General features: G+C 47.6%; 10 protein-coding genes. 3 read left to right on the plus strand and 7 right to left on the minus strand.

All coding sequences use genetic code 11. The features are described 5' to 3' along the window. Nucleotides 1-183: 183 nt before the first annotated feature. Entirely contained in the window at nucleotides 184-2,097 is a 1,914-nt protein-coding gene (locus QT996_RS11545; protein ID WP_333046672.1) for a heavy metal translocating P-type ATPase, read from the minus strand. A gap of 161 nt (nucleotides 2,098-2,258) precedes the next feature. On the opposite strand from QT996_RS11545, the gene QT996_RS11550 reads away from it, so the two are divergent. Then, nucleotides 2,259-3,359, plus strand: coding sequence for a precorrin-8X methylmutase (locus tag QT996_RS11550; protein ID WP_333046675.1), 1,101 nt, complete (start codon nucleotides 2,259-2,261; stop codon nucleotides 3,357-3,359). A gap of 330 nt (nucleotides 3,360-3,689) precedes the next feature. Here the strand turns inward: QT996_RS11550 and QT996_RS11555 are convergent, their stop codons facing one another. The 6 genes from QT996_RS11555 to QT996_RS11580 form a co-directional block, all read right to left on the minus strand. After that, on the minus strand, nucleotides 3,690-4,271 hold the full coding sequence (locus QT996_RS11555; protein WP_333046677.1) for an MgtC/SapB family protein: 582 nt from the start codon (nucleotides 4,269-4,271) through the stop codon (nucleotides 3,690-3,692). Nucleotides 4,272-4,498: 227 nt separating this feature from the next. Then, nucleotides 4,499-6,616 carry a DNA-binding protein gene (locus QT996_RS11560; RefSeq protein WP_333046679.1) on the minus strand — a complete coding sequence of 706 codons (2,118 nt, stop codon included), beginning with the start codon at nucleotides 6,614-6,616 and terminating at the stop codon, nucleotides 4,499-4,501. Nucleotides 6,617-6,880: 264 nt separating this feature from the next. Beyond that, complete coding sequence (locus tag QT996_RS11565; protein ID WP_333046680.1) at nucleotides 6,881-8,647, minus strand: NACHT C-terminal helical domain 2-containing protein; 1,767 nt, start codon at nucleotides 8,645-8,647, stop codon at nucleotides 6,881-6,883. Nucleotides 8,648-8,997: 350 nt separating this feature from the next. Beyond that, on the minus strand, nucleotides 8,998-9,690 hold the full coding sequence (locus QT996_RS11570) for a hypothetical protein (RefSeq protein WP_333046682.1): 693 nt from the start codon (nucleotides 9,688-9,690) through the stop codon (nucleotides 8,998-9,000). Nucleotides 9,691-9,881: 191 nt separating this feature from the next. Further along, nucleotides 9,882-10,667, minus strand: a complete 786-nt coding sequence (locus QT996_RS11575; RefSeq protein ID WP_333046683.1) for a PP2C family serine/threonine-protein phosphatase — start codon at nucleotides 10,665-10,667, stop codon at nucleotides 9,882-9,884. 183 nt (nucleotides 10,668-10,850) lie between these two features. Beyond that, complete coding sequence (locus tag QT996_RS11580; protein WP_333046685.1) at nucleotides 10,851-11,513, minus strand: VWA domain-containing protein; 663 nt, start codon at nucleotides 11,511-11,513, stop codon at nucleotides 10,851-10,853. A gap of 257 nt (nucleotides 11,514-11,770) precedes the next feature. On the opposite strand from QT996_RS11580, the gene QT996_RS11585 reads away from it, so the two are divergent. After that, a complete protein-coding gene (locus QT996_RS11585) occupies nucleotides 11,771-12,373 on the plus strand; it encodes a Uma2 family endonuclease (RefSeq protein ID WP_333046686.1) in 603 nt (200 codons plus the stop codon). Between the two features lie 52 nt (nucleotides 12,374-12,425). Continuing rightward, nucleotides 12,426-12,680 carry a DUF6737 family protein gene (locus QT996_RS11590; RefSeq protein WP_333046688.1) on the plus strand — a complete coding sequence of 85 codons (255 nt, stop codon included), beginning with the start codon at nucleotides 12,426-12,428 and terminating at the stop codon, nucleotides 12,678-12,680. Nucleotides 12,681-12,682 lie beyond the last annotated feature (2 nt).

Genomic DNA, 12,682 nt, shown 5'->3' on the forward strand with positions numbered 1-12,682 from the left:
TGGTATGATTTAATACTTTTGACCCTAGCGTGTTTTTAGTAACAAAACACAAATTGTAGTTTTTCTTAATATTGGGAATTTTTAACCGCAGAGAACGCAGAGAACGCAGAGGAAGAGAAGAGAGAGACTAATAATTCCGATGAAGAGCGGATTTGATATCACTCTTCCTCTGTCTCGATTGGTCTAATTTCTGAGCAGTCGCAAACCGCTTAATGTGACTATTACTGTAGACCCTTCATGACCGATTACGCCTAAAGGCATGGTGATGTTTCCCAGGAAATTGGCAGCCAGTAACAGTATAATGCAACTGAGTGCAAAAACAATGTTTTGTTTGACAACTTTTTGAGCGCGGCGGCCCAAACTAATTGCTTTAGCTAGTTGCTCTAACTTATCTGCCATTAATACGATATCAGCAGTTTCTAAAGCAACATCGCTGCCGGAAATTCCCATCGCAATGCCCACGGAAGCTTGAGCGAGGGCGGGGGCGTCGTTGATGCCGTCTCCCACCATTGCTACAGTTTGATACTGGGTTTGCAGTTGTTTAATTGCCTGCACTTTGTTTTCTGGCAAAAGTTCGGCGTACACTTCTTTGATGCCTAATTGACGGGCGATGTGTTGAGCTGTTTGCTCGTTGTCGCCGGTTAGCATAATTATATGTTCTACGCCTAATTTTTTCAAGCGTTTTACCGTTGCTGCTGCTTCGGGGCGGATGGTATCTGCTACTGCAATGATTCCTAAAAGCCGATCGTTCTTTGCTACCCAAACAACGGTTTTACCTTCGGCTTGCAACTGCTGGCTGATTTGAGTCAATTCGGAGGTTGATTCGACAAATTCGGCTTTACCAATGGCAATGATTTGATTGTTGACTTTGCCAACAATTCCTTGACCTATTTTTGCTTGTACGTCGGTAGCGGTTGACAATTGTAACTGTTGCTGCTGGGCGGCGCTGACAATTGAAGAGGCGATCGCGTGTTCGGAATGAGCTTCTAGGGCTGCTGCAAATTGCAGAACTTCTGTTTCAGTATATCCGGCTGCTGGTACAATTTGGATAACTTCAGGTTTTCCCGTGGTGAGAGTTCCGGTTTTGTCAAAGGCGATCGCCCTGACTTTACCAATCATCTCTAATTGCGCGCCACTTTTAAACAAAATCCCCTGTCTCGCCCCGTTAGCAATTCCCGAAAGCAGCGCCGGCATAATCGATGCCATTAGCGCGCAGGGGGACGCGACTACTAAGAAAATCAGCGCCCGATAGATTGTCTCTTCCCAATTCCAGCCCAAAAGAAAGGGCGGCAAAGTTGCCAGCAGCAAGCCTAAACCGACAATTAATTTGGCATAACCGCGCTCGAATTTTTCTACAAACATTTGAGAAGGCGGCGCTGCTGTTTGCGCTTCTTGGACTAGCCGAATCACTCGCTGAATCAAGCTGCTTTCTGGAGTTTTATGAACTTCGAGTTTCAGCGCGCCGACACCGTTAATTGTACCTGCATAGACTTCATCGCCCCTGGTTTTCTCCACGGGCATCGACTCGCCGGTAATCGAGGCTTGATCGATCGCACTGTAGCCTTCAAGAATTATCGCATCTGTGGGGATGATTTCTCCGGGCTTGACTAAAATGTAATCGCCAATTTCCAATTTGTCGATCGCAACGAACCGTTCCCCGCCGTACATTACCACCCTAGCAGTATCCGCAGTCAAACTCATCAAACTGCGGATGCTGCGTTCAGTCCGCTGCATAGCATAACCTTCAAGCGCGCCGCTAATTGCAAAGATTAAAATCAGCACCGCACCGTCAACAATTAAATGATATTCTTGCCGCCACAGCCCCAAACCGGCCGCGCCCAAAGCAGCGACAATCATTAACAAATCTACATCTAATTCGCGTTCTTGAAAAAGCGTAGTTAAGCCTTCGCGGGTGCTGGAATAGCCGCCGATAACATAAGCTGCGGGTAATATTAACACGGCTACACCCAGCCAGCCGAATTGCAGGGCTAGCGAACCCAAGATTACTAGAATTCCGCACAGGGCGGCAGTCACAGCATCTGGATGTTCTTCTGCTACGTGGGAGATGCGAGAAAGTGACAAAAAATTAGAAGTCATTTGTAAAGCTTGATTTGGTAGAAAGACTCCTGTAGCCTAAACATTGACATTAATGTCAATGTCAAGAGTAAAACCAAACAAAATTACAAAACTCAATAACCCTCCATACCCATCTGCGTCCATCCGCGTTTATCCGCCCATATCTGCGGTTAAAAAATCCAATGCAAGAATACCTGACAATCAAACAACTTACAGAAGCGGTAAAAGGCACAATTACCCCTCGGATGGTGCGACATTATCACGCTTTGGGGCTGCTATCTCCGGCGGTGCGATCGACCTCTAACTACAGACTGTACACCCGCAGCGATGTGCAAAGGCTGCAAAGAATAGTCGCACTCAAGCAGCAAGGCTTTCAACTGTCTCACATCCGCAAACTCTTAGAAACTGACGCGGATGCTTCCCCTGACGCGCTGATGGCGACTCTGCAACGGCAATATCTGTCGGTTATTCAGCAAATTGTTCGCCTCCGAGAAACGGCTTCGGCGCTGGAAGGATTGCTGGGGCGGGATATTTCCTGTCAAGCGGTGCAAGCCGACGCACTGGCGCAATTAAGGCTGTTGCAGGCGGAAACTGAGGGGGGGTTGGATGAGTTGGAACAACTTTGGGAGGGTTGGGATGCGGGGGCGCACACTCACCCGGAGGATTTTGGGGAGTCGTTGCAGCATTTGTTGCCGGATTTGGGCGATCGCTCGGAAATTGAGGTAGACTTGCTTTCTAAACTGGTGTTAGCTTGCGGAGATTGTTCGCTGCTGCCGTTTGTGAAGTTGAGCGCAACGGCGATTAAATCGGCGCGGGAAGCTTTGAAAAATCAGTGTCAAATTGTGGCTGATGTGCCTCCTGTTTTTGCGGCTTTAGATCGAACTAGATTGGCGCATTTGGGAACAAGTATTGCAACTTTAATTGATGACCCGCACATCAATGCTGCGGCGGAAGCGGAACAGGAATTCTGGCGGCAGGGTGAGTGGTTTGAAAAGTTGTTGAAGTTGGAAAAGGGATGTATATTGGTGATAGGATATGCGCCTTCTGTGCTGATGGCGGTTTGCGAGGCGATCGAGAATCGGCAACTGCAACCGGCTTTGGTAGTTGGAATGCCGATCGGTTTTAGTCATTCTCCGGTGGCGAAACGGCGGTTAGTGCGATCGGGCGTTGCTTTTATTACGACTGTGGGGACTTTTGGTGGCGGGTTGTTGGCGGCGGTTGCTTTGAATGCTTTGGTTGAGTCTTTGATTGAAAAGCCGAATTGTCATTGTCATCTCAAGTAAAAATCGGCTTGAGAAAAGCGTACAAATCAAATTATCTTTTATCGGGATTTGTTGGATAGCGCAATTCTGGCTGGAAACCTAGTTCAAATAGTATGTCAAAAAGAAGTGTTTATATTATAAGTATTACTCCGATTTTTCGGGGTTTAAGACAGCAATATCGGACTTACTTACTCAGGCTCCTATCACCCATAAACAAAATTTGGCTTCTCTTTTAACCTAAAACTTTCGGAGCTTCAAGCCAGACCAATTAACCACAAATGCTACTCAGCTACTCAGGATTGTGTTTTGCCGTGCTGAGTATATCTTGTACTTGTTGAAAGGGAAGCTCAGTTATTCTGGCTGCCGATCGGGCACTGAGGCTGCATCTTTGACTCGTGTTTTTGGTTGGCTGTTAGCATAAGCACGAATTAAGGCAGACTTCTTAAGCCGTTTAACGCCACTCAAAACCAAGAGTGCAAAAAGCGTTCCTATCAAACTCATCACCCACAAACCGCAACCTGCCGCTGCACCTAATCCGGCAGCCAACCAAATAGTTGCGGCGGAAGTTAATCCTTTGACTTCAGCTTTACCCCGTGGGTATTGAGTTTGTTGCAGAATGATTCCGCCCCCCAGAAAGCCTACCCCTGTGGCAACTCCTTGGATAGTTCGGCTCAAAGCATTGGAAGAGGAAAAGGTGCTGTCGCCCTCCATCTGCAAAGGAATCATTACAAATATAGCTGCGCCTAGACTCACAATCATAAAGGTTCTTAAACCTGCTGGTCTACCTGGCTGCTGGCGGTTCATGCCGATCGCGAAGCCTACCAGTAGTGCCGCCGTCAGCCTAAAGGTCACTGTTTGCCAATCGTTGGGGCTGAAAAAGATAGAACTCATTGCCTGTACTCCTACTAGAACTCGCTCTTCACGCGCACGCATTCCCAGGCGTGGCAGGCTGACTTAATGTAACTCCGGTTAGTCGCTAGATTTACTAGGGAATTCAGGTTAAGTTTAAGTTAAGACTAAGTTAAATTCAAGTAGAGGTTCCGAGCGATGTGCGGCCCCGAAACGTCAAACCCTGGAACTCGCAAGCTTTGTTCAGGCGCTTGGCTAATAGGTTGTAGAGAAATATCTGCGGTTGCACATTTACATCGTTGCTTCTTCCTTCACCACTTCCCCAAGGCCCCCCAAACAGTACCCGAAACCACCCCCCAAATCGCCCCCAAACCAGCCCCCACGATCGCCCCCGCCACAGGCCCCAACTCCACCGGCACCCCAGCGCTAACAGCCGGAAACATCGCAGACACCAACGCCCCCAACACAGCACCCGCAAAAGTCCCCAAAAAACTGCCCCAAATCGCCCCCAAAGTCCCACCCTTCAAGCCCGAAGGCTGAAACGAAATCGGCAACTTCGGCGAAAACCCGCAAAAACCCAACAAACCCCCAGAAACCACACCTCCAAAAGAACCCACACCAGCCGCGAAGATCGCCACACCCAGCAGCAAACGCGCAAACTTATCCATCGGCTGCATCTGGACACCGTATTGCTGCCAAACCACCAACCCAGCCCCCAACAAAACACCAGCCAGAGTCCCCACAAACGAGCCCCAGACCGCCCCCAAATACCCTCCCCGCCGGCCCCACACCCTCCCCACCGGCAGCGCCAGAGGAGGCTGAAAAGTTGCCCAAACACAGCCCCAGAGAGCACCAACCCCCGCCCCTGCCAAAATCCTCTCCCCGATCCCCGGAGTGCTATTAATTGCGCCAAACACCGCACCGCCGATCGCCGCCAACAAAAAAGCCCCCCAACACGCCCCCACCAAAACTCCGCCCCACTTCCGCCAAATCTGATTCGGCGGCAAAGTAAAAACCCCCCACATCACCCCAAAAAAACAGCCCCAAATCGTACCAACAAACATCGCCCCCAAAATAGCACTGCCACCCTCAGCTATTACCGAATAAATTCCCCCGATCGCCGCCAAACACAAACTACCCCAAACACCTCCCCAAGCAGCATCCTGAACAATGCGCTCAAACTTGCCCACGGGAACCCGAGGCGCAGGAGTTCGACTCCGAGAAGACATGGGCATCGGCAGCAACGGCACTGCGTACTGGCCGATTGGGCGCGGCAGCCCCGTGGCGGGCTGTTGTCTACGCACTGCCTGCTCCCTCACGACAGGCGGTGGTTGAGGCTTTTTACGCTTGATTTTCGCGGGCTGCAAGTGCAATCCGTTGCTGACTGCTTGCCGCGAAGGAAACGGATCGCGCCCTTTGAGGAGTTTTGCCCGATCGCACCAAGGGCACCGACTCAGATGATTTCCGTATTTATGCTGACTGTTTTTGCTGCAAGTTACCAAAGCATCTTCGGCTTCCCGAATCGCATTCACCCAAGTTTTCGCATCCGGGCGCGCCGAAGGATTGCCGTGCCCTTCCTCAAAACAGCGGATAAACATCTGCCGCAGTCGCGGATGCAGCATCTCAAAAGGAGGCGCAGCCGGCATTGGGCGGTAGGGAATCCGCTTCGTACCTGTAGGGAAATGGCCCGATCGAATTCTCGCTTCCAAAGGCGGCGGTTCATCGCTACCGAGATAAACTCCCGAAAACGGGTGCGTACCTTCCATCAGCAATTGAAAAATTAATACAGCTAAACCGAACAAATCGTGCTCTGGAGATCGATCGATATCGCGGAAAGTCTGTCCCTGCAACTCCGGCGGCGTAAACTCGGGTTTCCCGACGGGACACCGATAAACGTAACCCGTATAAGGATCGCGCACTTGAAACGAATCCGTGTCTACCAACGTTACCAACGCCGTATCCGTCACGAGAATGTTCGACTCGTTTACGTCGCCGATGACGTAACCCCTGACGTGGAGGGCGTTTACAGACGAGGCGAGGTTTCTGGCGGTACGGTGGAGGTAAAGATAGCTAAATAGCGGTTTTTGTTCGCGCCTGGTTTTGGGAGTGTAGAAAGTGTGTACCGGCATCACTTTGTTGACGCGCGGCATCACAAAACCAACGATTTTTTCTCGCCCGCCGACAGTATGCAGCAAATCGATCGGCCAAGCAATGGAAGCGTGCCCGGGTTCCGCGATCGGCGCATCCGGCGGCATACTGAACATGACTGTGAGTTTGTCGCCGTCTTCGTCTGTCGGTTTGTGGTAGATTTTTGCTACAAGGGACGAGTCTTGGGCGATCGGGTAGATGCGACCTTCACCGCCACTGGCGATCGCGGTTTTGGTGTCGATCGCAATCAGTTGTCCGCTAAATTGGCGCTGCAACTGCATAGAATTCCGTTATGGGATACAGGATTTGGAAGCCATCACTCAATAAATTTGACTTGCCCATTAAATCTTACCTTTGTTATGACTTAGGCACCGCTGAGTAGAAGCCGGGTTTTTCACCAAAAGATGCGTTGCAGCCCGCAGATTCGGTAAAAAACCCAGTTTCTTGGGTGGGAGTGGGTAAGCCCTGTTTCCATTGGTGGGATGGGCGTCCCGCCCGTCCGTCCCTTGGTGGGATGGGCGTCCCGCCCGTCCGCGCTATCAAAATTAAATGTGAACCAGCTTCAAATCCACCGACAATAACAACATTTTATCCTCAATTTTTTGTCTGACGGCCGGTGTCACCTGACAATTATCGCTGTTGAGGCATTCCACCAGCAAGTTTTGGGCATACCAATACTGTTTCAGCAAAGTTTTCTGTTGGGGGCGAAAGTCTCGATTGTAGCCGATCGCAGTTTTGAATTTTGCCAGCCAACAGCGACCGAACTCTTTGCGCCACTTTTTCCAGTTTTGCAAATCAGGCATCTGAGTGTGAAATTGTGCCAGCAGTTGTTTAAGTTCTGGTTCAATATCCAGCGCCAAAATGCCAACCAAGATATCCACCACATCATTATCAAAAGCCAATTTCAGAGACTCGTTAACCTCTGCAAGTTCTACATTTTTTCGAGCCTTTGCCAAACAATTCCGCAACTTCCGAACTTTGGATCTATCAAACTTCAGACTCGGATCGAGGACGCGAGTCAAAGCCAAATCGAGCACGCAAACTAATGCCACATAAAAAGCTCGAATTTCCGCAGGTTGGAAATTTCTTTGCACTAACTGAGACTTGTGATTTGCCCAGATTAGCAACTGCTGCAAAGTTTCATCTTTAGCGGCCATACTGTCAAGTTTTTGTTGCATCAGCAGCAAAAGTTCGTCAGCAGGTTGCAAAATGCTGACCACTCTCACAAATTCATTTTTCCACTTTTTGTCTGTAATTCGGCTGACCAATTCTGGCAGCGATTCCGGGTTCGCACTGTCAATCAGATATTCTGGTTGAGTGTCGCTTTCCTCTAGCAGTTCGTCAACTGCGCTTTTGATAAAGTTATCTACCAACCAGTCGCGGGTACGCGAGAAATTGCTCTCCAACTCTAGGTAATGGCTGCCTAATTTTGCCTTAAAGTCTTTGGGAAAAATCTCTTTAGCCACTAACATATTTTTCCAGCGAATTATCTGGCTGGCGTTGCGTTCGGGAAAGCGGTTGTACAAATAGTCGATCGCGATCGCATTTAGAATATCCGCACCCAGGATTTCCCGCCGTTTTACCTCGTTTTCTAGCGCAACTTGTCGCCGTTGAGTTAGATCGGGATGCTGGCTAATATTTGGGCCAATCAAGTGCTGAATCAGCCAGTTTCCCCCACGGAAAAAATCCCGATCAAACTCCAAGTAAATCGCGCCAAACAAAGCTTCAAAAGTCTCCGAAAAAACTCTCTTGTACTCGCTTTGGTCTGTTTCTGTCCCATGCCATACGCGCCAATTAAGTTCGTTTAATTTCAAATTTTGTGCAAAATCCGCCAGTTTTTTCGGATCTGCTAAACGAGCTTTTAAGGTTGAGATCGCATCTGAATCGAGTTCTGGATATTCGCGGTACAGGTAATCGGTAACAACAGCACCGAAAATCGCTCCGCCTAGGAGTGACAGCCGTTTGTACTTAACTTCTTGCCAAGCGGGAGACTCCTCCGGGCGATCAAAGTAATAGCTGGTATTGTAACGGCAATTCAAGGCTATTTCCAGCAGTTTGGTCTGCTGAAAGCTGGGAAGATCGATCGCTGCTTTGACTGCTTCAATATCTACCTTCTTAATTTTGATGAGCTGTAATTCTTCTTCACATTTTCCCCACTTTTCCAACCAATCACCGCCAGCATCTTCAACATACAAATCCACAAAATCTAAGCCGTAATTCATCCAGTCATCCTGCATTTTTCTGGCAGCTTCCAATTCTTCCCAGACTTTCTGCAAGTTATTTTCAACTGTGTTCGTACCTTGTACAGTCATAGTATTTGATTTTGATTTAATTTGATTTTATTTCCAACAATTTCACCGCGATTAGATCAAATCTCAATTCACTTGGGGCTGAGTTGCTAGTTATTTCACAAGATGGATTGCTGCGGTAGATATTCCCGTTACTTAGCCTTCGTATCAAGCACCTGTTGCCGCCGTCTGGCAGACCCCTCCCACAAACAGAAAAGGAGAGAAAGAATCTGGGCCTGTTTTCCCTTTTCCGGGAAGCTGGCTGGGGGTTAGGGTTTTGGCATTGTCGAGAATTGTGCAATATGTGAGTTAGTCAAATTTTTTTCACGGAGTTTGGAGCAGTCGAACTATTCTCAGCAGCAGATCTGCTTTATTTACGGGAACTTGAGGTAACGACCTGCGGGCAAATTATCGCTATTATATAATGCTATGTTAACTAACTGGTTCAGGAAATTTTCATCGTTTATATCATAACTTAAAAATAATCCTCTGTCAATCCCCCAACCTTGAAGAGTTTGTTGCCAATTTTGATATTTTTGTTCAGAGAATTCATCGGAAAGAGTAGTCACTTGAATGCAGAGGGGCTGCTGTTGGCGGTTGCTAACGATCGAATCGGTTGCCATAGAAAGATCGGCAACATATCGATACAAAACAGTGCCTTGGCGATCGACAATTCGGGCTGCGATCGCTCGAATGACGAGATCGTCAGCCGGATCAAATTTACCGGCTTTGAGTTTTTGTTTCCAGATGTAAAATTTGCGATCGGTTTCGCTCAGCCATTTAGGAAATAGATAGCTGTACCAATACCTTTCCCCCGGCGTCATTAACTCAAACGCGGCTTGCTGTTGTCTTTCTGAAGGTAGAGATTTAACGGCCAGCCAAACCTGAGAATCTCGGATAAGCTGCAGCAAAAAAGCCATCACAAATTTCTTAGCAGTTAGCGAACCGGGTTTAACATCTTTTACCCAGCGATTGATTTCATCCAATCTTCTCGCCAAACTCGGATCTATTAGATCTGCGTCGCTAATTAGGGAGTTGAGCTGATCCTTAATCTCTTGTGCTTGCAAATGACGACCTACTGTACAAACTAAAGCAGAATTGTTGACACCTCGATTTTATTATAGAACCGCGCCAAATTTTCACCGCTCATTAGGTTGAACGCATTAGACTTGTTGCAAAATTCAGAATCGGAAATTTTTAACCGCAGATCAACGCCAATTCACGCAGAGGGGTGTTGGCTTTGCCAAAATGTCTATTTTTAATTCTCCTGTGCCTCTGAACTCGCAAAAGTTGCTAACAATAATGTTAAGTCATCATCGGTGCGTTCGGAAACGCGGGGCGATCGCAAAAATGACTCTAATTGCTGTTTCGCATCTTCTTCTTCTTTCCACTCGCCAGAAAACCGAAACAAAGGCGCAAAAAATGGCCCGTGTGGCGTGCCTTCTGGGATTTTGAGAGCTAGCATTTGCAAGCCGTCGGAAAAAACGGCTAAGTGCGGCAGTTTTTCCCGTAGTACCTGAAATTGCGCTGTTTCAATTGCATTCGGCGAAATCAAAAAGATAGTTTCGTTGATGTATTCGCCGCAGGGAGGTACAGTCAGGGCGATCGCATTTCCTGCACTGTCACCTGCTACCGCTGCACCGTCACCGATTTGAGCAACTGCGATTAATTCTGGTGTAGCAACAACAGCAATTAAAGTGCAGGCTAAATCTCTGGCAGCCACTTCCCGCACAGTCGCTTCTGCTTCCACCTGCGCCCGCGCAACGTGCAGTGATGCTGTCAAGAATACCTGCCATTCATCGTCATTTTGAGGCAGCCTTTCCTGTTGCCCGCAAATCGTTTCGACAACCGCTTCCACAGCAATTTTCGCCCCAACTTCTGCAAGTGCTGCCGAACCCGCGCCGTCGGCAACTGCGGCTACCAAAACACCGTTCGGCAAGAGACGCCAGCAGTGGGCATCTTGACAGGGCTGCGATCGTTTTTCGTGGCTCGTACCTATTACCGATGCCGCTACAACTTGCCAATTAAAGGATGAATTCTGCATTAATAACTCTTTAATTCAAAACTTCGTAAATTCACAACTATGCAAAGTCAGGGCGGGTTTATTTATCCCTAATTATGTAGGGCAATGCACACCACACCTTACTAATTAGGTAGGGCGGTGTACACCACACATTACCGCTCGTCACTTACTAATGACCAATGACTAAGGACTAGGGACTAATTACTAAACTGTTCCCCATCCGGGTGGCGGCAGTGCTACTTGTTCGTCAATTTTTGAGTGAGAAACTCTCTGCATACTAGCCGACAGCCAGATGAACATCTCTCTAAAGTCTAATCCTCTCAATTTTACAGGCGTGCGCTCGACAATTTGAGCGAGACGGGGGATATTAGCACCTTCCACTCCGACTGCAAAAAATGCCACGCGCTTATTAGTTTCTTCCTCTTTAATCCGCTGTGCTGCTATTTCCACAACATCGTCTGATTCGCCTTGAGGTTCGCCGTCGGTAATCATAAATACCCACGGGCGGTAGTAGGTAATGCCGTTGTTGCGGTATTCTGATTTGCGGGCCGCAATGGTATCTAGTGCTAGCTGAATGCCTGCGCCCATGTGGGTTTGTCCTTGAGCTGTCAGCAGTGGCGTCTCGAACTGGTCGGCGGTCACGAAGTCTTGCACGACTTTGATATGATTGTCAAATGAAATAATCGCGACTTCGACTCGCTTTTTAGCTAGTTCGTCTTTAATTAGGTCATTCCTAAAAATTTCCAGCCCCTCATTCAAGGCATCTATGGGTGCGCCTTGCATGGAGCCGGAGGTGTCCAGCAGGAGGACGCAGGGACAGCGCGGCTCTGGGTTTTCGGCAAATTCTACGGCTTCGTCTAATCTCATGGTTCGGGGTTGACCTGGGAGTGGCTCGATTTCTAGGTTTGTTACTTTCTACCCTAGCAAGTAGGTGACATATTTAACTCAATCTGCCCGCTGGCGATCGTATTTTACCATTTACCTGAATCGATTTGAGATTTTTAATTGTAGATTTTAGATTTAAGAATTGGATGTCTTTTGATTTCGGCCGTCAAAAAAACAAATTCATTCCTGCCTGTGGTAATATAGACTAATAGTATTACTGCAAAATAAGGATAAATCTTATGATTGCAACAGTCACGCAAAAATTAACCTTTGACCAATTCCTTGTAGAATGCCCAGAAGATGGACTCTATGAACTGGTAAATGGAGAAATTGTAGAGATGAATGCCACAAGAAATCATGATGATGTTGCTGATTTTACATCTGACTCATTTAAAGATGAAATTAAACGGCTAAACTTAAATTATGTTGTCAGGCTCACGCCAGTTATCAGAACTGTAAGTAAAGCCGGCATCGAACAAGGGCGGAGACCGGATGTCAGCGTAATCGATCGCGACTTGTGGCGATCGAACCGTTCTGCTTATGCTGCCTTACGAGAACCAATTCAACTGGCAGTGGAAGTAACATCAACAAATTGGGAGGACGATTATATAGACAAATTAGACGAATATCGGCGTCTCGGAATTCCTGAGTATTGGATTGTCGATTATTTAGCAATTGGCAGCAGGGAATTTCTGGGAAATCCCAAAGTTCCAACTGTATTTGTTTACCTTTTGGATGCAGATGGTAACTATCAAAGAAGCGCGTTTAAAGGCAGCGAACGAATTGTGTCGCGGACTTTTCCCGAATTAACGCTGACAGCAGAAGAGGTGATGAATGTTTAACTTTGGTTAATCCAGCTAGCCAGACTATTCTCCATAAACAATCACTAAAAATATGAAATCTATTTCTGATAAAAAACTTTCTAATCAAAAAGCTATTAGTCCTTGGAGTTACAAACCTTGGTGGTGTCAGCCTTGGTCGATTCTTTTGACAGGCACGAGTCTGATTTCCGGTAGTTGGTTTTTATTAAAAACTGTTTGGATAACTGTTTTAGTCGCGATTCCTTTATTAGCTTGGATGGGTTTTTTCTTGTTAGTTTGGCCGAGGTTGATGTTGTCTAGCGGAGTTTTGGATTCCGATGCAGATTAGGT

It is taken from the genome of Microcoleus sp. S13C4, from assembly GCF_036700865.1.
Taxonomy (GTDB): Bacteria; Cyanobacteriota; Cyanobacteriia; order Cyanobacteriales; family Microcoleaceae; genus Microcoleus.

What these genes read in the sequence shown, in the direction of transcription:
- QT996_RS11555 (WP_333046677.1), bottom strand. Translation starts at nt 4,271, where the DNA reads ATGCGTGCGCGTGAAGAGCGAGTTCTAGTAGGAGTACAGGCAATGAGT.
- QT996_RS11585 (WP_333046686.1), top strand. Translation starts at nt 11,771, where the DNA reads ATGATTGCAACAGTCACGCAAAAATTAACCTTTGACCAATTCCTTGTA.
- QT996_RS11545 (WP_333046672.1), bottom strand. Translation starts at nt 2,097, where the DNA reads ATGACTTCTAATTTTTTGTCACTTTCTCGCATCTCCCACGTAGCAGAA.
- QT996_RS11565 (WP_333046680.1), bottom strand. Translation starts at nt 8,647, where the DNA reads ATGACTGTACAAGGTACGAACACAGTTGAAAATAACTTGCAGAAAGTC.
- QT996_RS11575 (WP_333046683.1), bottom strand. Translation starts at nt 10,667, where the DNA reads ATGCAGAATTCATCCTTTAATTGGCAAGTTGTAGCGGCATCGGTAATA.
- QT996_RS11560 (WP_333046679.1), bottom strand. Translation starts at nt 6,616, where the DNA reads ATGCAGTTGCAGCGCCAATTTAGCGGACAACTGATTGCGATCGACACC.
- QT996_RS11580 (WP_333046685.1), bottom strand. Translation starts at nt 11,513, where the DNA reads ATGAGATTAGACGAAGCCGTAGAATTTGCCGAAAACCCAGAGCCGCGC.
- QT996_RS11590 (WP_333046688.1), top strand. Translation starts at nt 12,426, where the DNA reads ATGAAATCTATTTCTGATAAAAAACTTTCTAATCAAAAAGCTATTAGT.
- QT996_RS11550 (WP_333046675.1), top strand. Translation starts at nt 2,259, where the DNA reads ATGCAAGAATACCTGACAATCAAACAACTTACAGAAGCGGTAAAAGGC.